Below are 23159 nucleotides of genomic sequence, written 5' to 3'. Positions count from 1 at the left end.
GCGCGCCGGGGCAAGATGAACAGATGCCCCGCCGCCTCGACGCCGACGTCGCGATCCGCTCGACCGACCTGTCGATCGCCCGCGCATCGCGCGGCGGCCCGGATGTCCGGGTGATCGACGGAGTCTCCTTCGTGCTGCCGCACGCGCAGACGCTCGCGGTGATGGGGCCGACGGGGTCCGGCAAGTCCAGCCTGCTGGCCGTTCTCGCCGGCGCGAACGAGCCCGGACTCGCCGTCGTCGGGGGCGAAGCCCACGTGGAGGGCATCCCGGTCCGCCGTCCCGGGCGGGCCCACCGCACCCTCACCTACCTCACGGGCCACCTCGCGCAATCGGCGGGCGCACGCCTCCCCTCCCGACTGACCGTCGCCGACGTGATCGGCGAGCCGATCACGAGCCGCGACCGGCGCGTGAACCAGCGCGCCCTGGCCGTGCGGGTCGCCACGCTGCTGGACGAACTGATGCTCCCGCTCGGCGCCGCCGCCAGGTACCCGTACGAACTGAGCGCCGGTATGCGCCAGCGCGTCGTGCTGGCACGCGCGCTCGTCCTTCAGCCGCGCGTGCTCATCGCCGACGAACCCTTCGCGAACATGGACGTCGAAGTCCGACTCGCCGCCCGCGACGCGATCCTGCGGCGTCGCAGCGAGTACGGCATGTCCACGGTCGTCGCCACGAACGACCCCGACGTCGTCAGCGGACTGGACGCGGATGTGCTCGTGCTGCGCAGCGGCCATGCCGTCGCCTACGGGCACGGGATGACCGACCTGCTGTGGACACCCGGGGGAGACGACGACCACAGATTGATCGCGTCATGACGTCACGAGGTCGCCTCGTGGTTTGCTAAGCTTTTCGAGTTGCCCGCTCGCGGGCGCATTCCTCGGTAGCTCAATTGGCAGAGCAATCGGCTGTTAACCGATAGGTTCTTGGTTCGAGTCCAAGCCGGGGAGCGAACGGCCTTCGGACTCCACTCCGAAGGCCGTTCTTCGTTTCCGCAGAACCGGGACTCACGCGTCGATGTCGTCGACGCCCGGCATCCATGAGCTGCCCGGCCGCCCCCACCCGCGCTTGCGCGCGATCTTCTGCACGGTCTTCCAATCGCCGTCGTCGAGGCGGTCGACGTAGAGGACGCCGTCCAGGTGATCGAATTCGTGCTGAAGGATGCGCGCCCGCCAGCCGTCCACCTCGATGCGCACCGGCGCGCCATCCAGATCCTGTCCGGTGATCAGGGCACGTTCAGATCGCCGGAGCGGGAAGCGCTCGCCCGGGAAGGAGAGGCACCCCTCGGATTCCTCGTCCGGATCCGGCTCGCCCGGCTCGAGAGGGGCGATCCACAGCGTCGGATTGATGATCACCCCGCGCCAGGGCTGCCCGTCGTCGTCCTGGTAGCTGTACGTGAAGATCCGCAGCCCGACCCCCACCTGCGGGGCCGCGAGGCCCACGCCGGGAGCGGCATCCATCGTCTCGAACATGTCCTCGACGAGAGTCCGCACCTCCTCGGTGATCTCCTCGACGGCGGCAGCGGGTGCGTGCAGCACCGGATCACCCATGATGCGAATCGGCAGAACGGCCACGCCTTGAGCCTATCGAGCGAGGCGTGCGGTTAGTGTCGGAGGGTGATGTGGCCGGGGAGCGAAATCGACAATATCCAGGACGTCGGCGACGCCCTGGTCGGCGTCTTCGACAATCCGTCGCTTCTGATCGGCATCCCGCTGGCGCTGCTGGGCGCCGTCTTCATGTCGTTCGGCGCGCAGTATCAGCACCGCGGCGTCACCAAGGTCGAGACCCTTTCGGGCGGTGCGGCTGCGGGAGGTCTCACCGCCGCCCAGCTGGGGCGCCTCCTCACGCGTCCCTCCTGGGTCGTCGGGACGGTCATGCTGGGACTCGCGATCGGCTGCCAGCTGGGCGCCCTGTCGTTCGCCCCGCTCATCGTGGTGCAGCCGCTCGGGGCGATCGCGCTCGTGATCACGACGCTCCTCAACGCCCGCATCAGCGGCCACCGCCCGACGAAGCGCTCCATCCGAGCCATCATCGAATGCGTCGGCGGCATCTTCATCTTCGTCACGATCGCCGCGCTCGTCGCCACCGATGAGCCGGTCACGACCTCTCAGCTCATCACGATCCTCGTCATCCTCGCCGTCGTCATGATTGCTTTCGCGGCGTTGTGGCTATGGCTCCGGCGCCGGATGAAGGCGCTGTTCTACATCATCGGCGCGGGCGTGATGTACGGATTCGTCGCGACGCTGGCGAAGGTCGTGATCAGCCGGATCCAGTCCGGCGACTTCGAGTGGCTCACCGTGATGTGTTTGGTCGCCCTGCTCCTCGCGGCCGGGATCGGCGCGTACTTCGTGCAGACGGCGTACTCGTCGGGTCCCCCCGACCTGGTGATCGCGGGCCTCACCGTCATCGATCCGATCGTGGCGATCATCATCGGTCTCACCGTCCTCGGCGAGGCCGCGAACGCGCCGCTGTGGGCCTACATCGGCTTCGGCGTCGCGGGGGTCATCGCCGTGATCGGCGTCTACGATCTCGCACGCAACCACCCTCAGGTGCTCAGCGACAGCCAGGCACTGCCGATCCAGCGGGGGAGCACGCAGAGCGACCCCGGCGCGCCGAAGACGAACTCCGAGAAGTTCGACGAAGCCGTCGCGAAGGTGTGGCCGAACCCGCCCGTCGACGACGACAAGCCGTCACGTCGCTGAGGTCGGTCCACCTCCCCGAGGGACGGTAGGCTCGATCCTCGCGGGGCGGTGGCCAAGCTGGTCAAGGCAGCGGGCTCATAACCCGACGATCGTGGGTTCAAGTCCCACCCGCCCCACCGAGATTCACATCGCGTTGCCGATGTAGGAGTACTTGACGAACACCTCCGGCGCGAAGCCTGCCTCGCCGAGCACTCCCTGCACCGCAGAGAGCATGTAGTGCAGGTCCCAGCCCATGTAGAGGAAGTGGGCCTCATCGAGAGCGTCCCACTGCCCGTTCCAGGCCTTCGATCCGTACACGGGGCCACCGCGACGCGCACTGAAGCGGACGACGCTGTCCCGGTCGTCGGCCCAGAGGCGCTTGAAGATCCGGTTGAAAAGGTACTTGACGTCCGGAACCTCCCAGTGCTCGCCGCGGTACTCGACGTAGGCGAACTCCCGCTGCCACCCCGGGGGGAATCCGCGCCGGAGCACGGCATCCAGAACAGGCGTCAGCCCGTCGTCGTCGATCCCGACGATGTCCGCACGCGGCCACACCTCGATGAAACGCTCGGTCAGCACCCTCGCCCGTGCGGCGATCCCCGTGGTGTCCCACGCGCCGACGTCCGCGAGCGCCCGGGTCTGCGCCACCGCGCTGCGTGCGTAGGCACGGTCGCGCTTGTCGACGAACGACGCGTCCAGGACGCGCAGCGCCAGCTCGTCCTCGAGGAGAGCCAGGTTGCCGAGCGTCTTCGCGAGGGCGCGGTGGCTGTTCTGCTCGTCATCGGTGTAATCGGCCCAGACCCGCTCGCCGTCACCGCTCCACGTCGCCGCGGGCGACAGGGGAGCGATGTGGTCGACCGCGAATTCCCGGCTGTCCTCGATGCCCGCCAGCCGCGCGAGCACGTAGGCGGGATGGGGGAGCTCGGCGAATCGCAGGGCCGCCCGCATCCGCTCGTCGGACGGCGTGATCCTCGCGATCGCCGCAGTGAGCGCGCTCTCCGACTCGTCCCGCGCGCGACACAGGCGCGCCACAAGGCGATCGAGAGGGAGTCCTGCGACCGCGCGACGCAGCAGCAGCGTCTGGACGGCATCCAGCGTGCGCAGGACCGTCTCCCGCTCCGCCTCCCCGCTCCGCAGCTCCATCAGGGCACGCATCACGAGCGGATTCATGCCCTTGCCGACGACCGCGAGCTGTCGCAGACGCTGCGAGAGTTCGGCATCCGTCTCGGATTCGGGCTCGAGCAGGGTGCGATAGACCTCGGAGCTCGCCCGCCAGTGGGCGGCGTGGCGGCGCAGGGTGTCAACATCCAGACGAGGGAAGCGCGAACGGAACTCGCCGTAGACGCCGTGATCACCGGATGCCGCGACCTCGCGTCCCGTGAGCATCACCATGTAGTGGCGCCAGAACGCCGCAATCGATGCACCCGTGTTGCGCTCGATCGGGAGCCAGAACTCCTCCTCGATCTGCCGCTGCTGCGCGTGGGACAGGCCCATGAGGACGTAGTTGTGGATGAGCTCGTGGTCGCGCAGCGGTTCGCCGGTCGAGTTCAGGCTCGCGAAGATCTGCTGCGCGTTCGCCCCCGCGCCGAGCGTGATCGCCACATGCTCGAGCTTCTGCAGTCCGCGCCAGATGTGCGCGGCATCGCCTCGGCTGATCTTGCTGCGGAAGAACGCGTAGTTGTCGTCGAACCGTGAGTCCCGGAGAGAGCCGTCGGCCGGCCGGTCGTCGAAGACGACGCTCTCGAAGACGTCCGCCCACGCCTCGTGCGGGCGGAGCTTGGTCCGTCCGTCCGGGCCGGTGAGCACCCGCTCGAGGACGCTGGCGAGTTCGGTGTCATCGTGCTGCACGGTGTGGTGGAGTGCGGCGATCAGGAGCATGAGCGTCGTGATGCGCTGCTGCCCGTCGATCAGGACGAGGTCATCCCCGTCGCCATCGGTCGAGGACAGGACAGAACCGATGAAGTGCATGTGGTGCGGATCGGAGTCGGCCACCGCGCGGACATCGGAGAGCAGCTGTTCGCATCCGCCGATGTCCCAGCGGTACTGCCGCTGGTAGACGGGGACCACGATCGTCGCGTCGAGGGAGGCGAGCCAGGAGAGGGTGTTGACGGCTGTCGCCTCGATGTTCGTGGCCGTCGTCATGTGGTGTTTCCGCCCCCTGGATGATCCGACTGTCGAGTCTAGCCGCGACCCCCGCCGGGCCCGGTTATTCACGGCCGCCTCCGTGGCGCGTTCAGGACCGCGGGATAGGCTTGCCTAAGTCGAGCCTGTTAAAACGTGCTGGCTCCCTACGAAAGGCCGATCCACCTCATGGGTTACATCACCTCCGCCGCTCTCGAAGAGACCGGCTATGTCGTCCTCGACCGCTACAACCAGGAACTCGATCCGAAGGAATGGCTGGACATCGAGTACAACGACTGGAAGTCCTCCGGCGACACGCGCTTCGCGCCGCTGGCCAGCGCATTCGGCGAGATCGAGTGCAACGGATTCTGGAACCACAAGCCGCCGCGCACCGACAAGGACGGCGTCTGGATCGACTCCCAGGTCGAGAAGGCACCGAACCTCACGCGCCGTGCCCAGGAGCCGGGTGCGAACGTCGGTCGCTGCCGTGTCATCGAGCTGCAGCCCACCCCGTACGGCGAATGCCTCTACAACCTGCACCAGGACGACAACAACCGACTGAACCCCGACGGGACCGGCTGGGTCGTTCGCGGATTCTTCAACCTCACCGACGACAAGGACAGCTACTTCGTGCTGCGCGAGAACCGCACGGATCCGGCCGGTGAGGTGCGCATCGCGCTGCCGGCGGGCGCCCAGCTGATCATCGACACGCAGCGCCTGTGGCACGCGGCCACCCACAACGGCACCGAGCCGCGCTACTGCCTCATCACCTCCTGGACGTCGGGGCCGGAGTTGGACGCCTACATCGAGAAGTACAACGGCGTGAACCACGTCGAGAGCGTCGAGGTTCCGCAGGATGTCCTGGACGCCGGATACGCCGAGCAGGCGCGGAAGGATGCCGCACGTGCGGCGTACTACGCCGCAAAGGGACAGGTCGAGGTCCAGGCGATGAGCGAGGCCTGAGCGACCGCTCGATCCGCGAAGGGCGCCCGAATCACACGCTTGTGATTCGGGCGCCCTTCCGGCGATAATGGCAGGACAACCGGATACTCGCCGAGATGCTCCGTTCAGGTCGTAGGGGAAGACGCACCTGACGAAACGGAGAGATCATGGCTTCACCACAGTCGCGTGGAGTGATCTTCATTCACTCTGCGCCACGAGCATTGTGCCCGCACCTGGAGTGGGCTGTCGGTCGTGCCCTCGGCTACGCCGTGAGCTTCGACTGGAGCGATCAGCCGGTGCTCGCCGGCAGCCGTCGGGCCGAGTTCTACTGGGAGGGCGCCGCCGGCACGGGAGCCGCGCTCGCGACCGCGATCCGCGGGTGGGAGCACTTGCGCTTCGAGGTGAGCGAGGATCCGTCGCCCCGCAGTGACGGCGGTCGGTGGCTGCACACCCCGGGTCTCGGAATCCACTACGCCCAGACGGACACCGCGGGCAACGTCGTGATCGGAGAGGATCGCATCCGCTACGCGATGGAACTCGCCGCGGGCGACCCGGCCGAACTGCAGCACGAACTCCAGGTGGCGCTCGGCGCCGCGTGGGACGAGGAGCTCGAGCCCTTCCGCCATGCCAGCGACGATGCTTCCGTGGTGTGGCTGCACAAGGTCGGCTGACCCGGGCCTCGGGCGGCGCAGGCGCCATTACCGGCGGTCGGAGACTCTGCTCCCGGACGCCGAGACCGCGAATCGCCGCCTGAAACGACAGACGCCCCCGAACTCATCGGGGGCGTCTTCGTGTCGTGGATGCGCACCGCGGTTCCGCCGCGGCCGCCGTTCCCGGCATCCGCTTCGCCCTCCGTATCCTCCACCGAGACGGTCCAACCTCCACCGAGATGGTGCATCCTCCGCCGAGACGGTGCATCCTCCGCCGAGACGGTCCATCCTCCACCGAGACGGTGCACACCATCTCGACGGGAAACCCACCATCTCGACGGGAAACCCACCATCTCGCCGGGAAACCCACCATCTCGACGGGAAGCGCGGTGCGCGGTCGCGCACCGTTGTCTCAAACGGAGGCGAAGGCGACGACGGCGTTGTGGCCGCCGAAGCCGAACGAGTTGCTGATCGCTAGCTGCGGGCCGTCGCCCAGCGGCTGCGGCTCGCCGGAGATCCGGAACGGGACCGCCGGATCCTGCTCGGTGAGGTTGATCGTCGGCGGAGCCACACGGTCCTGCAGCGCGAGGACCGTGAAGATCGCCTCCAGCGCGCCCGTTCCACCCAGGAGGTGACCGGTCGACGCCTTCGTCGCCGAGACCGGGATCTCGTCGATCCGATCCCCGAACACCGTCTTGAGCGCGACGTACTCGTTCGGATCGCCGACGGGGGTCGAGGTTGCGTGCGCGTTGATGTGCGTGACGTCGCCGGGAGCGGCATCCGCCATCTCCAGCGCGGCGCGCACCGCACGGGCAGCACCGGTGCCCTCGGGGTCGTTCGCGGTGATGTGGTACGAATCGGCCGTGACCCCGCCGCCGACGACCGCGGCGTAGATCTTGGCCCCGCGGGCGCGCGCGTGCTCCTCGGTCTCGAGGATGAGGACGCCGGCACCCTCGCCCATGACGAAGCCGTCGCGGTCGATGCTGCCGGGGCGTGAGGCGTGCGCGGGGTCGTCGTTGCGCTTGGACAGCGCTTGCATCGAGGCGAAGGAAGCGATCGTGATCGGGTGGATGGCCGACTCCGTGCCGCCCGCGATCACGACGTCGGCGAGGCCGGCGCGCAGGTGCTCGATCGCGTTGATGATCGATTCCGTGCTCGACGCACACGCGCTCGCGACGGTACGCGCGTAGGCACGCGCGCCGAAGTGCAGCGAGAGGTTGCCGGCTGCGGCGTTGGGCATCAGCATCGGGACCGTCATCGGCATCACCCGCCGCGGCCCCTTCTCGCGAAGCGTGTCCCACGCGTCCAGAAGCGTCCAGACACCGCCGATCCCGGTGGCGAAGTCGACGCCCAGGCGGTCCGGATCGACGTCAGGGCTCCCGGCGTCCGCCCAGGCCTCCATGGCGGCGACGAGCGCGAACTGCGAGGACGGGTCCAGGCGCTTGGCCTGCGGCCGCTCGAGCACCGTGTCCGGGCGCACCTTCGCCTCGGCGGCGAACGTCACCGGCAGCTGGTACTGCTCCACCCAGTCGTACTCGAGGGTGCGCGCGCCGGAGACGCCGTCGAGAAGGGCGGACCAGCTCTCGGGGGCGGTGCCGCCCAGCGGCGAGGACGCGCCGATGCCGGTGACGACGATGCGGGGGGTGCTCATGCGTGTGTCTCATCCTCAAGGTGAGCCGGTGGGGGCGTTCGCCCCCACCGGAATGTGCGTCGAAGGACCGGGATCCGAGCGGACCCGGGAACGCGGTCAGGCCTGGTTGGACGTGATGAAGGTGACGGCGTCGCCGACGGTCTTGAGGTTCTTGACCTCGTCGTCGGGGATCGTGACGCCGAACTTCTCCTCGGCGTTGACGACGATCGTCATCATCGAGATCGAGTCGATGTCGAGGTCATCGGTGAACGACTTCTCCAGGGCGACCTCGTCGGCCGAGATCCCCGTTTCGTCGGTGATGAGCTCGGCGAGTCCCGCGAGGACCTCGTCGTTGCTGAATGCCATGGTTTCTCCTGTTCTTCGGGGTGGCCCGGTCGGGGCCCTGTTCAGTCTAGAGTCGGGGGTCGGCTGGGTCAGGGAAGGACGACGACCTGGGCGCCGAACACGAGACCGGCGCCGAAGCCGATTTGCAGCGCGAGCCCGCCGCTGAGCTCGGGGTGCTCCTGCAGCAGTCGGTGCGTCGCGAGCGGGATCGACGCGGCCGACGTGTTCCCGGTCGTCTCGATGTCACGGCCGATCACGACGGTGTCGGGCAGCTTCAGCTGCTTGGCGAACTCGTCGATGATGCGCATGTTGGCCTGATGGGGGACGAAGGCCGCCAGATCGGATGCCGTCACCCCGGCCGCCTCGAGCGCCTGGCGCGCGACCTTGACCATCTCCCACACCGCCCAGCGGAAGACCGTCGGTCCCTCCTGGCGAAGTGTCGGCCACGGCACCTCACCGTCGCGGAACTGCGTGAGCGTGCCGTTCATCCCGACCGCTTCCGCCTTGGAACCGTCGGACCCCCAGATCGTGGGACCGATTCCCGGCGTCTCGCTCGGACCGACCACCACGGCGCCGGCTCCGTCACCGAGGAGGAACGAGATGCTCCGATCCGTCGGGTCGACGACGTCGCTCAGCTTCTCCGTGCCGATCACGAGCGCGTAGTGCGCCGCGCCCGCCCGGATGAGCGCGTCAGCCTGTGCGACACCGTAGGCGAATCCGGCGCAGGCCGCGTTCACGTCGTAGGCGGCGGCCGGGTTCGAGCCGACGCGGTCGGCCACGATCGCCGAGACGGATGGAGTCTGCTTCGGGTTCGAGATCGTCGCGACGATCACGGCGTCGATGTCGGATGCCGCCACCCCGGACTTCTCGATCGCCTCGCGCGCGGCATCCGTCGCCAGATCGATCGCGTCGGTGTCGTGGACGGCTCGTGTGCGCGTGACGATCCCCGTGCGCTGGCGGATCCACTCGTCGCTCGAGTCGATGGGCCCGATCAAATCCTCGTTGGGGACGGCGATCTCGCCGCGCGCGGCGCCGTATGCGTAGATGCGCGTGTGCGCGGCGCCGGTCGACTGAATGAGGGTGGGGGCCATATGCGCTGCTCCGGTCATGCCTGAGATCCGCTCAGAAGCGTCTGAGCGGCGGGGAGGTCGTCGGGCGTCTTGACGGCGACACTCGGAACTCCCCGGAGTGCACGCTTGGCCAGGCCTGTCAGGGTGCCCGCCGGCGACAGCTCGACGATACCGGTCACCCCGGCCTCGGCGAAGGAGTCCATGCACAGATCCCACCGCACGGGCGAGGCCACTTGATCGACGAGGGCGGCGACGAAGGCGGCCCCGGACTCGACCGGCGCGCCGTCGCGGTTCGACCAGAGTGTCACGCCGGGATCTGCGGGCTGCACGGCGTCGGCCGCCGCACGGAGCACCTGCACGGCGGGAGCCATGTAGTCGGTGTGGAAGGCACCCGCGACCTGCAGTGGGATGACGCGCGTGCCCTGCGGCGGCTCCGCACTCAGAGCCTGGAGCCCGGCGAGGGATCCTGCCGCGACGATCTGACCCGCGCCGTTGTAGTTGGCGGGGGTGAGCCCGAGCTCCTCCAGCCGGGAGACGACGGCATCCTGATCGCCGCCGATGACTGCGCTCATGCCCGTCTGCTCCGCGGCGGCCGCCGCGGCCATCGCACGACCACGGATGCCGACGAGTCGCAGCGCGTCCTCATCGGAGAGCACGCCCGCAGCGGCGGCCGCCGCGAACTCGCCCACGGAGTGACCGGCGACGCCCGCGACCGCGGAGCGGTCGGCCAATGCGTGCCAGGAGAGCAGACTCGCCGCGACGATGAGAGGCTGTGCGACCTGCGTGTCGCGGATGCGGTCAGCGTCCCACTCCGTACCGGCGGCGAGGAGGTCGACCCCCGCCCATTCGGAATACGAGGACACGCGCTCGGCGGCGCCGTCGACGGACAGCCACGGGCTGAGGAATCCGGGAGTCTGGGAACCCTGGCCCGGGAAGACGGCGATCATCACCATCCCATCCTGCCAAGGATCATCCGAGCGGTTCTGGCGATCTCGTCACAACAATCGGCCGAGGCTTTGTGCGCGCCGCACAGAGCGTCGCCGGGCGGCGGTCGTGATCAGTTCGTGCTCCGCCGCAGCGACGGGATACGGCGGCGCGCGGAATCGCCCCCGATCGAGCCCAGGATCAAGGCGGTCTGCAGGATGAGCGCCTCTCGCGGACCCGTCGCATCCCACCCGATGACGTCCGAGACGCGCTTCAGGCGGTACCGCACCGTGTTCGGGTGCACGAAGAGCTCGCGCGCCGTGGCCTCGAGGGAGCGACCGTTGTCGAGATAGCTCCAGAGCGTGGTGACCAGGTCCGCGCTGTGCGACTGCAGGGGGCGGTAGATCCGCTCGACCAGGGTCTGCTTCGCGAGGGGGTCGCCCGCGAGTGCGCGCTCCGGCAGCAGGTCGTCGGCCTCGACCGGACGCGGCGCGTTGCGCCAGGCGCGGGCGACGGCGAATCCGGCGAGCGACGCGCGGGCGCTCTGGCTCGCGTCCACGAGGGCGGGGACGGCAGGACCGAGCACGAGGAAGCCCGGTCCGAACCCCGGCTCGAGCCGCTTGGCGATCTCGGGGAACGGCAGTTCCGGCTCGTCGTCCGGGCGTCCCGGCAGCTCCGCGCGACCGAGGACGAGCACGAGTCTGGACCCCTGCACGCCGATGAGCACGTCGACACCGAGCTTGCGTGCACTGCGCCGGAGCTGATCGACGTCGAACTGCGGGGGAGTGGTGCCGACGAGCACCGCCACCTCGCCGTGCCCGTGCCAGCCGAGGGCGGCGATGCGGCTGGGCAGCTCCTCGTCGGCCTCACCGGTCAGGATCGAATCGACGACGAGCGCCTCCAGGCGCGCGTCCCAGAGCCCGCGCGCCTCGGCCGCCCGCGCGTACACGTCCGCCGCGGCGAAGGCGACGTCTCGCGAATAGCGCAGGATGCCTTCGCGCAGGTCGTCGCCTTTTCCGACCAGGCGCTCTTCGGTGACCTCCACGGTGACCCGGATCAGCTGCAGAGTCTGGGTCAGGCTGACGCTGCGCAGCAGCTCCCTCGGAGCGGCGGCGAAGATGTCCGCGGCGATCCACGGGGTGGACGTCGGGTCGTCGTACCACTGGATGAACGACGAGATGCCCGCCTGCGCGACAAGCCCCACGGCGGAGCGTCGCGCAGGCGGCATCTCGGCGTACCACGGAAGGGTGTCCTCGAGCCGCTTGATCGTGGCACTCGCCAGGTCGCCCGAGATCTTCCTCAGCCACGCGAGGGTCTCGGTCTTGTCCATCTGCGCCGGGCGGGAGGCCATGCGTGCGGTCAGCTCTCGCCGCCCGCGTTGCCGCTGGTTCCGGCGGTCACGTCGTGGAGGCGGTACTTCTCGATCGCCTGCGCCGCCAGCGACCGATCGACGGATCCTTCTTCGGCGAGCGACTGGAGCGTACGCACGACGACCGACGGGCCGTCGATCTTGAAGAACCGGCGCGCCGCGGCCCGTGTGTCGGAGAAGCCGAAGCCGTCCGCACCGAGGGTCGCGAAGTTGTGCTGCACCCACGGCCGGATCTGATCCTGGACGGCGTGCATGTAGTCGCTGACCGCGACCACGGGACCGGGCGTGTCACGCAGCTTCTCCGTGATGTACGCCGTGCGCGGCTCCTGATCGGGATGCAGGAAGTTGTGCTCGTCCGCGGCGAGACCGTCGCGACGCAACTCGGTCCACGACGTCACCGACCACACGTCCGCGATCACGCCCCAGTCGTCCTTCAGCAGCTGCTGCGCCTCCAGCGCCCACGGCACACCGACGCCCGAGGCGAGGAGCTGGGCGCGGGGGCCGTCGCCCTCCCCCCGCGAGATGCGGTGGATGCCGCGCACGATGCCGTCGATGTCGACATCGGCCGGCTCCGCGGGCTGCACGAGCGGCTCGTTGTACACCGTGAGGTAGTACATGACGTTCGGATCCTCGTGCTGGCCGCCGTACATCCGGTCCAGGCCCGCGCGCACGATGTGGGCGATCTCGTAGCCGTACGCGGGATCGTAGGAAACCGTCGCGGGGTTCGTCGACGCGAGCAGGTGAGAATGCCCGTCGGCGTGCTGCAGACCCTCACCGGTCAGAGTCGTCCGACCGGCGGTCGCGCCGATGATGAAGCCGCGCGCCATCTGGTCGCCGGCGGCCCACTGGGCGTCGCCGGTGCGCTGGAAGCCGAACATCGAGTAGAAGATGTAGACCGGGATGAGCGGTTCGCCGTGGGTCGAGTAGGACGTGCCGACGCCGGTGAAGGCGGCGAGGGCGCCCGCCTCGTTGATGCCGACGTGCATGATCTGACCCTGCGGGCTCTCCTTGTAGGCGAGCAGCAGCTCCCGGTCGACCGAGGTGTAGTGCTGGCCGTTCGGGTTGTAGATCTTGGCGGTCGGGAAGAACGCGTCCATGCCGAACGTGCGGGCCTCGTCCGGGATGATCGGCACGATGCGGTTGCCGAATCCCTTCGCGCGCAGCAGGTCCTTCAGCAGTCGGACGAACGCCATCGTCGTGGCGATCTCCTGCGTGCCGGAGCCCTTCTTGGGCTGCGCGTACGCGGAGTCGTCGGGAAGCTGGAGGCCCACGTGCGTGGAACGACGTTCGGGGAGGAAGCCGCCGAGAGCCCGCCGACGCTCCATGAGGTACTGGATCGTCTCGTCCTGCTGACCGGGGTTGTAGTACGGCGGCAGGTACGGGTTCTCCTCGAGCTGGGCATCCGTCACCGGGATGTGCATCTCGTCGCGGAAGTGCTTGAGGTCGTCGAGGGTCATCTTCTTCATCTGGTGGGTCGCATTGCGACCCTCGAAGTGCTTGCCCAGGCCGTAGCCCTTGATGGTCTTGGCGATGATGACGGTGGGCTGACCCTTGTGCTCGACGGCGGCCTTGTACGCCGCGTACACCTTGCGGTAGTCGTGACCACCGCGCTTCAGACCCCAGATCTGGTCGTCCGTGTAGTCCTTCACGAGCGCACGGGTGCGCTCATCGCGGCCGAAGAAGTTCTCCCTGACGTACGCGCCGTCCTCCGTCTTGTAGGTCTGGTAGTCGCCGTCCGGAGTGACGTTCATGAGGTTCAGCAGCGCGCCGTCGGTGTCGCGCGACAGCAGCTCGTCCCACTCGCGACCCCACACGACCTTGATGACGTTCCAGCCGGCGCCGCGGAAGAAGCTCTCCAGCTCCTGGATGATCTTTCCGTTCCCACGGACGGGCCCGTCCAGTCGCTGCAGGTTCGCGTTGACGACGAAGGTCAGGTTGTCCAGACCCTCGTTCGCGGCCACCTGGAGCTGACCGCGGCTCTCGACCTCGTCCATCTCGCCGTCGCCGAGGAACGCCCACACGTGCGAGTCCGACAGATCCTTGATCCCGCGGTTCGTGAGGTACTTGTTCGTCATCGCCTGGTAGATCGCGTTGATCGGGCCGAGGCCCATCGACACGGTCGGGAACTGCCAGAACTCCGGCATGAGGCGCGGGTGCGGGTACGAAGGGATGCCGTTCGGCGCAGCCGACTTCTCCTGGCGGAAGCCGTCGAGCTGCTTCTCGGTCAGACGACCTTCCAGGAACGCACGCGCGTACGTGCCCGGGGACGCGTGACCCTGAATGAAGATCTGGTCGCCGCCGGAGGGGTGGTCGGCGCCGCGGAAGAAGTGGTTGAAGCCCACTTCGTACAGCGACGCGGAGGATGCGTACGTGGAGATGTGACCGCCGACCCCGATTCCGGGGCGCTGCGCGCGGTGCACCGTGACCGCGGCGTTCCAGCGGATCCAGGCGCGGTAGCGGCGTTCGATCTCCTCGTCGCCGGGGAAGTCCGGCTCGTTCTCGGGGGCGATCGTGTTGATGTAGTCGGTCGTCGGGACCATCGGCACGCCGAGGTGCAGGTCCTTCGAGCGCTTGAGCAGGCTGAGCATGATCTCGCGGCCGCGGCCGTGGCCCTTCGCGGCGACGAGCTGCTCGAGGGATTCCTGCCACTCCGCGGTCTCTTCGGGATCGCTGTCGAGGGGGCCCTGTGAATACGGATCCTGGTCGTGAACAGTCACGGAAGACCTTTCGTTCTCTGGCAGATCGTGCCAGGTGATCGCAAGCGATGCGCAGCGGGCTTTGTCGAGCGGGCACAACGCACCGTCTGCCAGCCTAGCGAGTATCCCGTCGTACGAAGTCGTCGCGGGCGCCGCGTCCTAGACTTGCCGCAAGGGCCTTTAGCTCAGCTGGTAGAGCGCCACGTTTACACCGTGGATGTCGTCGGTTCGATCCCGGCAGGGCCCACGTGAATGCACTTCCCGCCGACCAGCGCCGTCTCGTCGAACTCGCCGAGCTCGACACCCGCATCCGACAGGCTGAGAACGCGCGTCGCAATCCGCCTCAGGCTGCCCGCGTGCAGGCGCTGATCACGCAGCGTCAGACGCTGTCGCAGGAGCTGACATCGCGTCTCGGCATCCGCGACGATCTGCGGGCGGATCTCGCCCGCATCGAATCCGACGTGGCGATGGTGGACGCCCGTCGCGCCCGCGACGCGGAGCGGCTCGCGGCGACGAGCAACGCGAAAGAAGCGCAGGGGCTGGAGAGCGAGCTGCAGTCCCTCGCCCGCCGCAAGAACGACCTCGAGGATGCTGAGCTCGAACTCATGGAGCGGCTCGAGGTCGCCGAAGCCGCCGTCGCCGAACAGGAAGCGCTCATCGCGCAGACGAACGACGAGGGCACGGCTCTCAGTGCCGAGGCGAAGCGGATCGTGGCCGAAGCCACCGCCGCTTTCGATGCTGCGACCCGCGACCGCGGCGCGCTGGTCGCCGCCATCCCCGCGGACCTCGTCGCGATGTACGAGAAGGTGGCGGCACGCAGCGCCGGGGCCGCCTATCTGCGACGCCGGACGTGCGAAGGGTGCCACATGATGATCGCGGGCACCGACCTGCAGACGATCCGCCTCGCCCAGACCGATGCCGTCGTCACGTGCCCTGAATGCGGATGCATCCTGGTGCGCGCGGAGGATTCCGGCTTGTGATCCCACCCCTCGCCGCCGTGCCTGGTGGGAGGGGCCGCCGTGCATCGCGATGACGATCAGGCTTTCGTCGTTCTGGGGCGCGCCGCCGGCGGGATTTCAGCCGCGGTGTTGGACATCGACGGCGCGGAGCGGGAGCGTCTGACGCTCGCGGAAGCGGACCTGGGGGAGTGGGTGCGCACGTTCGAGCGCGCCCATTCGCCGCGGTGGGTCTGGAACGACACGCCGCGCTGGTACGCCGCTCTCCTCGGTTCGGGAGTCCGCGTCTCGCGATGCCACGATCTGCGCCTGTCTCATGCGATCCTGCGCGATTCGGCCCTGACACCTGGGTTCGTCGCGCACAGTGATGCGAGTGCCGGGTCGCCGACCGACTGGGACTGCCCGCCCTTCACCGGCGAGGACGCGCCCGCCCCGGCGCTGTTCGACCTCGACGGTGCGGCGGCCGCGGCGGGTCCCCCGATCGGGACCGACGAGTGCCTGGACGAATTCCGCCGCCAGCGCGACGCGGTGAGCCGATCTGCAGACTCCGGAAGGCTCCGGCTGCTGATCGCGGCGGAGGCCGCCGGCGCGCTGATCGCCGTGGAGCTCCAGGCCGCCGGGCTCCCGTGGGACGTGCGCGAGCACCGCCGCATCCTCGACGAGGTCTTGGGGGAGCGACCCGCGTCCGGCGGCGCACCTCGACGCATGGAGGATGCCGCGCGTCGCGTCCGGGAGGCGCTCGGGGATCCGACGGTGAACCTCGACTCGCAGCAGAAACTCCTCCGGTCACTGCATCGCGCCGGCATCCTCGTCACATCGACGAGCCGCTGGGAACTGGCCGAGTACCGCCACCCGGCGATCGAGCCCCTCCTGGAGTACAAGAAGCTCTCCCGGCTGCTCACGGCGAACGGGTGGGCGTGGCTCACCGAGTGGGTCCGCGACGGCCGCTTCCGTCCGACCTATGTGCCGGCGGGCGTCGTGACCGGTCGGTGGGCCTCCGCCGGCGGCGGTGCACTGCAGATCCCCCGTCAACTGCGGACGGCGGTGCGCGCCGACCCGGGGTGGCGGCTCGTCGTCGCCGACGTCGCGCAGCTCGAACCGCGGGTGCTCGCTGCGATGTCCGGCGACGCCGCCCTCGCGGACGCCGCGCGCGGGGCGGATCTGTACGCCGGCATCGTCGCCGCCGGCGCGGTGCCGAGCCGGGCGGAGGCCAAGGTCGCGATGCTCGGCGCGATGTACGGCGCGACGACGGGCGCGAGCGGGCTCCTGGTTCCCCGGCTGCGACGGACGTTCCCCCGCGCGATGGCGCTGGTGGACGATGCCGCTCGAACCGGCGAGCAGGGCGGGGTCGTGTCGACTTGGCTCGGTCGCACTTCGCCCCCGCCGTCCGCGCGGTGGCGGGATGCACAGTCTCGAGCGGGCGACGCCGAGGCGTCGGGAGCGGATGAGAGCAGGGCCCGACGGTGGGCCCGAGACCGCGGCAGGTTCACCCGCAACTTCGTCGTCCAGGGCACGGCGGCGGAGTGGGCATCCGCCTGGCTCGCCGATCTGCGAGGTCGCCTTGCCGCTCTGCCCGCCGTGGCTTCCGCGCGCACCGCGCCCCGATCCGGCCCGGTCTTCGCCGACCGCGCTCACCTCGCGTTCTTTCTGCACGACGAGGTCATGGTCCACACCCCGCAGGAGCACGCCGACGAGGTGGCGGAGGCGGTGCAGCAGGCCGCCGCCGCGGCCGGCCGACTGCTGTTCGGAGGGTTCCCGATCGACTTCCCCCTCGAGGTCCGAGTGTCCGCGGACGCCGGCAAGGACTGACGACCCGGGATGCCGGGCTAGAGTGGGCGACGCGAATGGGTCGGCTGGACGGTCGCGTCGCGCGCGGTTCGCCGTGTCGCGCCGAGGAACGTCCGGGCTCCACAGGGCAGGGCGGTGGGTAACACCCACCCGGAGTGATCCGCGAGACAGTGCCACAGAGAACAGACCGCCGGGGGAGACCCCGGTAAGGGTGAAACGGCGGTGTAAGAGACCACCGGGGTCGTCGCGAGACGACCCGCAAGGTAAACCTCGCCCGGAGCAAGGCCAGACAGGGGATGTGGACGCGGCCCGCCGAGTCCCCGGGTAGGCCGCTGGAGCGGCACGGCAACGTGTCGCCGAGAGAGATGACCGTCCACGGGGCTCACGCCCCCGGACAGAACCCGGCGTACAGGCCGGCCCATTCGCCCTCTCGTCAGGCGCGCGTGACCGTCGTGTCCAGTTCCGGTGCGGCTCCCAGCGAGAGCGCCGCCGCGCCGATGATCCCTGCGTTGTTGCGGTGGATCGCGGGCACGATCGGCGTGTTGAGCTTGAGCAGCGGCAGGAACTGGTCCGCGTGCTTGGAGACACCCCCGCCGACGATGAACAGATCGGGCGTGAAGAGGAACTCGACGTGGCTGTAGTAGACCTGCAGACGCTCCGCCCACTGAGCCCAGTCGAGGGTCTCGCGCTCCATCGCCGAGTAGGCCGTCCACGCCTCGAAGTCGCGCTTGTGTCCGGCGCGCTGCAGGTGGCCGAGCTCGGAGTTGGGGATCAGGACGCCGTTGTAGATCACCGCCGACCCGATGCCGGTGCCGAGGGTCGTGAGGATCGTGAGGCCCTGGATGCCGCGCGCCGCGCCGTAGCGCATCTCGGCGACGCCAGCGACGTCCGCGTCGTTCGCGAAGTGGATGTCGCGCCCCAGACCGTCCTCGAAGAACTTCTCGGCCTCGAAGCCGATCCACCGCTGCGACACGTTCGCTGCGGACAGCGTGCGCCCCGACTTCACGATCGCCGGGAAGGCGACACCCAGTGGGATCGCGTCCTCACGGACACCGAGCGTGTCCAGGACCGTCAGCACCGCCGTCAGGACGTCCTCCGGCTCCGCCCCCTGCGGGGTCGCGACTTTCACGCGGTCGCTGAGCAGGGTTCCCGCTTCCAGGTCGACGATCGCCGCCTTGATGCCCGTGCCGCCGATGTCCACGCCGACCGCGCGCGTCTTGTCCTTTGCCATGGGGCCAGCCTATCCAGGAGCGCGCGCCCGATCAGTAGGATCGAGCGAGTGGCACCGCGCACGCGTGTGGTGGACGGTCGAGAGGAGCGGACTGTGGCCGAGGACAGCGAGAAGTACTGGTACAACCTCGAGACCGGAGAGGTCGAGCGCGGCTACGTCTCGCCGCACGTCGACCGCGCGGGACCTTTCGACACGGCCGAGGAGGCCGCGCGCGCACCGGAGATCATCCGCGAGCGCTCTCGGGCCTGGGCAGACGAAGACCGCCGCGAGAATGCGCCGCGTTCCGGCGCCGCAGACGACGAGAACTGATCCTGCTCTTCCTGAGCGGCATCCGAGGGGAATTCGATGGACAAGCAGCGTGACTTCGTTCTGCGCACGATCGAGGAGCGGGGCGTCAAGTTCGTCCGGCTGTGGTTCACCGACGTCATCGGGACCCTCAAGTCGGTCGCGATCGCGCCGGCCGAGGTGGAGGGCGCCTTCAGCGAGGGGCTCGGCTTCGACGGGTCGGCGATCGAGGGCCTGACCCGCTCGTACGAATCCGATCTGCTCGCTCACCCCGATCCCACGACGTTCCAGATCCTGCCGTGGCGAGGCGAGATCGATCCGACGGCGCGCATGTTCTGCGACATCACCACGCCCGACGGCCAGCCCGCGGTGGCCGACCCCCGGCACGTGCTCAAGCGGTCGCTCGCGAAGGCCGCCGATGCGGGCTTCACCTTCTACACGCACCCCGAGATCGAGTTCTACCTGCTGAAGTCGTCGGCGTTCGGACCGGAGGGACCGGAACCCGTCGATTCCGCCGGGTACTTCGACAACGTCCCGGGTGGGACGGCGCACGACTTCCGTCGGCGGTCGGTGCGGATGCTGGAGGACCTCGGGATCTCGGTCGAGTTCAGCCACCACGAGGGCGGCCCCGGCCAGAACGAGATCGATCTGCGGTACGCGGACGCCCTCGCGACGGCCGACAACATCATGACGTTCCGCACCGTGATCAAAGAGGTGGCCATCGAGCAGGGCGTCTACGCGACGTTCATGCCCAAGCCGCTGGGCGGCAAGCCGGGCAGTGGCATGCACACGCACATGTCGCTCTTCGAAGGCGACACGAACGCCTTCTACGAGGAGGGCGCGACCTACCAGCTGTCCAAGACCGGGCGCCACTTCATCGCGGGGCTGCTGCGTCACGCCGCCGAGATCTCCGCCGTGACGAATCAGTTCGTGAACTCCTACAAGCGCCTGTGGGGCGGCGACGAGGCCCCGAGCTTCATCACGTGGGGTCACAACAACCGATCCGCGCTGGTGCGCGTGCCGATGTACAAGCCCAACAAGGGTCAGTCCTCGCGCGTCGAATACCGCGGTCTGGACTCGGCGGCGAACCCTTATCTCGCGTATGCGCTCATGCTCGCGGCGGGTCTGAAGGGTATCGAAGAGGGCTACGAGCTCCCGCCCGAGGCGGAGGACAACGTCTGGTCGCTGACGGATGCCGAGCGCAGGGCCCTCGGCTACGCACCACTGCCGGCGAGCCTGGATCACGCTCTGGAGTACATGGAGGAGTCCGAACTGGTCGCCGAGACGCTCGGTGAGCAGGTCTTCAACTACGTGCTGCTGAACAAGCGCAAGGAATGGCAGGAGTACCGTTCGCAGGTGACGCCCTTCGAGTTGAAGAGCAACCTCGAGATGCTCTGACCGGCACCTCGCGGCGATGACGACGGAGCGTTCGCAGTCCCTCACCCATCTCGCTCGGATCGGGTTCAGCCGTCTCGCGGAGGCGGACAGGGATCTGGGCGAGCTCGAGGAACTGCTCGCGCTCGAGCGCGAGGCGCTGACGGCTCCCGCGGCCCGATCCGCCGATCCCGACGCGGCTGTGTCGGCGATGACGCGGATCGCACGACGCGACGCGAGGGCGCTGCGTGCTCTGCACGCCGACGCGGACGGCTGGGCGGCGGTGTGGGCGCTGCTCGGTGCCTCGAGCGGTTTCGCCGACTTCTATCTGCGGCATCCGGAAGAACTCTCGCACCTCGTCGCAGCGGGTCGGTCCCTTCCGACGGAGGAGGAGCTGCGCGCGTCCCTGCTGGAGTCCGTCGACGCCGAGGATGGCTTCGCCGTCGATCCGGACGAGCGGTCCTGGGTGGCGCTGCGTATCCGCTACCGGCGCCAGTTGGCCGCGATCGCCGCGTACGACCTGCTGAGCGCGTCCCCGGTGGACGAGGTCGCCCTGGTGGCAGCCCGTCTGGCAGATGCGGCCGGAGCGGCGCTCGAGGCGTCGCTGTGCGTGGCGCGCGCGCGGGTCGTCCGGGGACTGCCCGGCACGGGAGGATTCCCGCGTGAGCAGGTCGCCGGCACCCGCCTCGCCGTGATCGGCATGGGCAAGACCGGCGCCCGCGAGCTCAACTACGTGAGCGATGTGGACGTGATCTTCGTCGCGGGCGCGGACGAAGTGGTGCTCGCCGAAGCCGGCGAGAGTCGCGTGGTGGACATCGCCACGCGACTGGCCGTGCAGACGATGCGCGGGATCTCCGGCGCCGAGATCGAACCGCCGCTGTGGGAGGTGGACGCGAACCTCCGGCCTGAAGGAAAGCAGGGCGCGCTCGTGCGCACCCTGGATTCCCACCTGTCGTACTACGACCGGTGGGCGAAGAGCTGGGAGTTCCAGGCGCTGCTGAAGGCGCGGCCGATCGCGGGGGACAGGGAACTCGGCGACGAGTACGTGCGCGCCGTCCAGCCGAAGATCTGGACGAGCGCCGCCCGCGAGAACTTCGTGGACAGCGTTCAGCGCATGCGCGAGCGCGTGACCGAGCACATCCCGGCCGCGGAGGTGCCCTACCAGCTCAAGCTCGGGCCGGGCGGCATCCGCGACATCGAGTTCACGGTGCAGCTCCTGCAGCTCGTGCACGGGCTGTCGGATGACCGCATCCGCCAGCGCGGCACGCTCGAGGCGATCGACGCCCTCGTGGCACAGGGCTACATCGGCCGAGCCGACGCCGCCACCTTCTCGCACGACTACCGCGTGCTGCGTCTCCTCGAGCATCGCGTGCAGCTGCGTCAGCTCCGTCGCACCCACTTGATGCCGGAGCGGCCGGACGAGCGCCGCGTCCTCGCGCGCGCCAGCGGTCTGGCCGAGTCGGGCGAGAAGGTCTGGGAGCTGTGGGAGAAGATCAAGCGCGAGGTACGCGACATCCACGTCCGGCTGTTCTACCGGCCGCTGCTGTCCGCGGTCGCCTCGCTCCACGAGGAGGAGCGCTCGCTCTCGCCCGCTCAGGCGCACGATCGCCTCGCGGCGATCGGGTTCACCGATCCGGTCGGGGCGCTACGGCACATCGCCTCGCTCACAACGGGTCTGAGCCGCGGGGCCACGATCCAGCGCCACCTGATGCCCGTGATGATCCGCTGGTTCGCCGACGGCGTGGACCCGGACTACGGGCTTCTGGCGTTCCGGCGCATCAGCGAGCGCCTCGGCGCGACGCCGTGGTTCCTGCGGATGCTCCGCGACTCGTCGGGCGCGGCGGAGAGCCTCACCCGGGTGCTGTCCAGCTCACGCTATGTCGGCGAGCTCATGGAGTGGATCCCGGAGTCCGCGGCGTGGCTGGACGACCCCGAGCTTCTGCAGCCCCGGTCAGGCGTGGCTCTCCAGGAAGAGGCGCGCGCGATCCAGTCGCGCCACGCCTCGATCGAGGACGCGATGCGCTCGGTGCGCGGCCTCCGACGGCGCGAGTTGCTGCGCATCGCAATGGCCGGGATCCTGGGCACCCTCACGATCGAGGAGATCGCCCACGCGCTCACCACCGTGACGGAGGTGACGATCCAGGCGACGCTGCGGGCTGTCCGCCGAGAGGTCGTCCCCGAGGAGGACTCCGCGCTCGATTTCTCGGTGATCGCGATGGGTCGATTCGGCGGCGGAGAACTGGGATTCGGGTCGGATGCCGATGTGATGTACGTGTACCGGGCGAACGGGGTGGACCCTCAGCGCGCGCACGAGCTCTCGCTGCAGCTCGTCGCGGGTCTGCGCAAGCACTCGGAGGACCATCGCGTCCCGTTGGATCTGGATGCCGGGCTGCGCCCCGAGGGGCGCAACGGGCCGATGGCCCGCTCCCTCGCGGCCTACGGCGAGTACTACCGGCGCTGGTCGCTGTCGTGGGAGGCGCAGGCCCTCCTCCGCGCGCGAGGGGTCGCCGGCAGCACGAAGCTCATCCGGGCCTTCACCGAGCTCGCCGACGACGTCCGTTATCCCGCGACGGTCGATCCGCAGGGTCTGCGCGAGATCAAGCGCATCAAGGCGCGGGTGGAGAACGAACGGCTGCCGCAGGGGGCGGATCCCGCACGACATCTCAAGCTCGGTCCCGGCTCGCTCAGCGACGTCGAGTGGCTCGTCCAGCTGCTGCAGCTCGAGCACGCGCACCGGGTCCCCGGGATGCGGACGACCTCGACCATGGACGCCCTGCGGGCCGCGCGGGATGCCGGGATCGTCGCGGAGACCGATGCACAGCGCCTCGCGGACGCGTGGCGTCTGGCGAGCCGGCTGCGGTCGGCCAACACACTGCTGTCCGGTCAGACGAGCGACGTGCTGCCGACGGATCGCAAGAAGCTCGACGGCATCGGCCGGCTGCTCGGATATCCGCCGCGCTCCGCGACCGCGGTCGAGGAGGACTATCTGGGCGCGACCCGTCGCGCCCGGCGCGTGTTCGAGAAGCTGTTCTACGGCTGAGCCGCCGCGTCCGCCGCACACGAAGAAGGGGCCCCGCGATGTGGGACCCCTTCTTCGTCGACG

At 69.2% G+C, this 23159-nt stretch carries 18 protein-coding genes, 3 tRNA genes and 1 other RNA gene; 13 read left to right on the top strand and 9 right to left on the bottom strand.

Translation table 11 applies throughout. From position 1 onward, the window contains the following. Positions 1-23: 23 nt before the first annotated feature. Together AB0P18_RS07205 and AB0P18_RS07200 are read left to right on the top strand one after the other, a co-directional pair. Positions 24-812, top strand: coding sequence for an ATP-binding cassette domain-containing protein (locus AB0P18_RS07205; RefSeq protein ID WP_363359489.1), 789 nt, complete (start codon positions 24-26; stop codon positions 810-812). 59 nt (positions 813-871) lie between these two features. Further along, positions 872-944: transfer RNA gene (locus AB0P18_RS07200), tRNA-Asn, on the top strand. Between the two features lie 57 nt (positions 945-1001). Here AB0P18_RS07200 and def read toward each other — a convergent pair. After that, a complete protein-coding gene (gene def / locus AB0P18_RS07195; RefSeq protein ID WP_363359488.1) occupies positions 1002-1568 on the bottom strand; it encodes a peptide deformylase in 567 nt (188 codons plus the stop codon). A 45-nt stretch (positions 1569-1613) separates the two neighbouring features. Between def and AB0P18_RS07190 the strand changes: the two genes are divergently transcribed. Continuing rightward, positions 1614-2696 (top strand): DMT family transporter, encoded by a 1083-nt coding sequence (locus AB0P18_RS07190; protein WP_363359538.1) that lies wholly within the window; start codon positions 1614-1616, stop codon positions 2694-2696. A 42-nt stretch (positions 2697-2738) separates the two neighbouring features. Then, positions 2739-2812 (top strand) — tRNA-Ile (locus AB0P18_RS07185). A 7-nt stretch (positions 2813-2819) separates the two neighbouring features. Here the strand turns inward: AB0P18_RS07185 and AB0P18_RS07180 are convergent. Continuing rightward, entirely contained in the window at positions 2820-4817 is a 1998-nt protein-coding gene (locus tag AB0P18_RS07180) for a DUF262 domain-containing protein (RefSeq protein ID WP_363359487.1), read from the bottom strand. A gap of 168 nt (positions 4818-4985) precedes the next feature. Between AB0P18_RS07180 and AB0P18_RS07175 the strand changes: the two genes are divergently transcribed. Continuing rightward, positions 4986-5759 carry a hypothetical protein gene (locus tag AB0P18_RS07175; protein WP_363359486.1) on the top strand — a complete coding sequence of 258 codons (774 nt, stop codon included), beginning with the start codon at positions 4986-4988 and terminating at the stop codon, positions 5757-5759. A gap of 146 nt (positions 5760-5905) precedes the next feature. Then, positions 5906-6409, top strand: a complete 504-nt coding sequence (locus tag AB0P18_RS07170) for a DUF3145 domain-containing protein (protein WP_344053719.1) — start codon at positions 5906-5908, stop codon at positions 6407-6409. 391 nt (positions 6410-6800) lie between these two features. Here the strand turns inward: AB0P18_RS07170 and AB0P18_RS07165 are convergent, their stop codons facing one another. The 6 genes from AB0P18_RS07165 to aceE all read right to left on the bottom strand — a co-directional run bounded on the left by AB0P18_RS07165 (position 6801) and on the right by aceE (position 14443). Beyond that, a complete protein-coding gene (locus tag AB0P18_RS07165) occupies positions 6801-8039 on the bottom strand; it encodes a beta-ketoacyl-[acyl-carrier-protein] synthase family protein (protein ID WP_363359485.1) in 1239 nt (412 codons plus the stop codon). Between the two features lie 96 nt (positions 8040-8135). Further along, the gene (locus AB0P18_RS07160; protein ID WP_091706648.1) at positions 8136-8384 is read right to left on the bottom strand and encodes an acyl carrier protein; all 249 of its coding nucleotides are present in this window, start codon (positions 8382-8384) and stop codon (positions 8136-8138) included. A gap of 68 nt (positions 8385-8452) precedes the next feature. Beyond that, positions 8453-9454 (bottom strand): beta-ketoacyl-ACP synthase III, encoded by a 1002-nt coding sequence (locus AB0P18_RS07155; protein ID WP_344053710.1) that lies wholly within the window; start codon positions 9452-9454, stop codon positions 8453-8455. Positions 9455-9468: 14 nt separating this feature from the next. Then, positions 9469-10383, bottom strand: a complete 915-nt coding sequence (locus AB0P18_RS07150) for an ACP S-malonyltransferase (protein WP_363359484.1) — start codon at positions 10381-10383, stop codon at positions 9469-9471. Positions 10384-10490: 107 nt separating this feature from the next. Beyond that, positions 10491-11708 (bottom strand): helix-turn-helix domain-containing protein, encoded by a 1218-nt coding sequence (locus AB0P18_RS07145; RefSeq protein WP_344053706.1) that lies wholly within the window; start codon positions 11706-11708, stop codon positions 10491-10493. Between the two features lie 8 nt (positions 11709-11716). Beyond that, the gene (gene aceE, locus AB0P18_RS07140; RefSeq protein WP_363359483.1) at positions 11717-14443 is read right to left on the bottom strand and encodes a pyruvate dehydrogenase (acetyl-transferring), homodimeric type; all 2727 of its coding nucleotides are present in this window, start codon (positions 14441-14443) and stop codon (positions 11717-11719) included. 153 nt (positions 14444-14596) lie between these two features. On the opposite strand from aceE, the gene AB0P18_RS07135 reads away from it, so the two are divergent. The 4 genes from AB0P18_RS07135 (at position 14597) to rnpB (ending at position 17591) form a co-directional block, all read left to right on the top strand. Beyond that, positions 14597-14669: transfer RNA gene (locus tag AB0P18_RS07135), tRNA-Val, on the top strand. A 1-nt stretch (position 14670) separates the two neighbouring features. Then, on the top strand, positions 14671-15402 hold the full coding sequence (locus AB0P18_RS07130; protein WP_344053702.1) for a C4-type zinc ribbon domain-containing protein: 732 nt from the start codon (positions 14671-14673) through the stop codon (positions 15400-15402). 39 nt (positions 15403-15441) lie between these two features. Further along, positions 15442-17187 carry a bifunctional 3'-5' exonuclease/DNA polymerase gene (locus AB0P18_RS07125; RefSeq protein WP_363359482.1) on the top strand — a complete coding sequence of 582 codons (1746 nt, stop codon included), beginning with the start codon at positions 15442-15444 and terminating at the stop codon, positions 17185-17187. Between the two features lie 36 nt (positions 17188-17223). Next, an RNA gene (rnpB, locus tag AB0P18_RS07120) (RNase P RNA component class A) lies at positions 17224-17591 on the top strand. 8 nt (positions 17592-17599) lie between these two features. Here rnpB and ppgK read toward each other — a convergent pair. Further along, a complete protein-coding gene (gene ppgK / locus AB0P18_RS07115; RefSeq protein ID WP_344053698.1) occupies positions 17600-18397 on the bottom strand; it encodes a polyphosphate--glucose phosphotransferase in 798 nt (265 codons plus the stop codon). Positions 18398-18445: 48 nt separating this feature from the next. Here ppgK and AB0P18_RS07110 point away from each other — a divergent pair, with 48 nt between their 5' ends. The 3 genes from AB0P18_RS07110 to AB0P18_RS07100 are packed head-to-tail and all read left to right on the top strand — an operon-like array spanning position 18446 to position 23096. Then, entirely contained in the window at positions 18446-18706 is a 261-nt protein-coding gene (locus AB0P18_RS07110) for an SPOR domain-containing protein (protein WP_344053696.1), read from the top strand. A 36-nt stretch (positions 18707-18742) separates the two neighbouring features. Beyond that, a complete protein-coding gene (glnA, locus tag AB0P18_RS07105; RefSeq protein ID WP_344053694.1) occupies positions 18743-20080 on the top strand; it encodes a type I glutamate--ammonia ligase in 1338 nt (445 codons plus the stop codon). A gap of 16 nt (positions 20081-20096) precedes the next feature. Then, the gene (locus AB0P18_RS07100) at positions 20097-23096 is read left to right on the top strand and encodes a bifunctional [glutamine synthetase] adenylyltransferase/[glutamine synthetase]-adenylyl-L-tyrosine phosphorylase (protein WP_363359481.1); all 3000 of its coding nucleotides are present in this window, start codon (positions 20097-20099) and stop codon (positions 23094-23096) included. Positions 23097-23159 lie beyond the last annotated feature (63 nt).

It is taken from the genome of Microbacterium sp. NPDC064584 (assembly GCF_040687315.1).
Taxonomy (GTDB): Bacteria; Actinomycetota; Actinomycetes; order Actinomycetales; family Microbacteriaceae; genus Microbacterium; species Microbacterium lacus.
The sequence above is the reverse complement of the archived record's forward strand: the minus strand, read 5'-3'. Positions and strand labels throughout refer to the sequence as shown.

Bases quoted from the DNA above. Each gene is read 5' to 3' on its own strand.
- glnA (WP_344053694.1), top strand. From the start codon at position 18,743: ATGGACAAGCAGCGTGACTTCGTTCTGCGCACGATCGAGGAGCGGGGC.
- AB0P18_RS07170 (WP_344053719.1), top strand. From the start codon at position 5,906: ATGGCTTCACCACAGTCGCGTGGAGTGATCTTCATTCACTCTGCGCCA.
- AB0P18_RS07205 (WP_363359489.1), top strand. From the start codon at position 24: ATGCCCCGCCGCCTCGACGCCGACGTCGCGATCCGCTCGACCGACCTG.
- AB0P18_RS07190 (WP_363359538.1), top strand. From the start codon at position 1,614: ATGTGGCCGGGGAGCGAAATCGACAATATCCAGGACGTCGGCGACGCC.
- AB0P18_RS07145 (WP_344053706.1), bottom strand. From the start codon at position 11,708: ATGGCCTCCCGCCCGGCGCAGATGGACAAGACCGAGACCCTCGCGTGG.
- AB0P18_RS07160 (WP_091706648.1), bottom strand. From the start codon at position 8,384: ATGGCATTCAGCAACGACGAGGTCCTCGCGGGACTCGCCGAGCTCATC.
- AB0P18_RS07100 (WP_363359481.1), top strand. From the start codon at position 20,097: ATGACGACGGAGCGTTCGCAGTCCCTCACCCATCTCGCTCGGATCGGG.
- ppgK (WP_344053698.1), bottom strand. From the start codon at position 18,397: ATGGCAAAGGACAAGACGCGCGCGGTCGGCGTGGACATCGGCGGCACG.
- AB0P18_RS07165 (WP_363359485.1), bottom strand. From the start codon at position 8,039: ATGAGCACCCCCCGCATCGTCGTCACCGGCATCGGCGCGTCCTCGCCG.
- AB0P18_RS07175 (WP_363359486.1), top strand. From the start codon at position 4,986: ATGGGTTACATCACCTCCGCCGCTCTCGAAGAGACCGGCTATGTCGTC.
- AB0P18_RS07155 (WP_344053710.1), bottom strand. From the start codon at position 9,454: ATGGCCCCCACCCTCATTCAGTCGACCGGCGCCGCGCACACGCGCATC.
- AB0P18_RS07180 (WP_363359487.1), bottom strand. From the start codon at position 4,817: ATGACGACGGCCACGAACATCGAGGCGACAGCCGTCAACACCCTCTCC.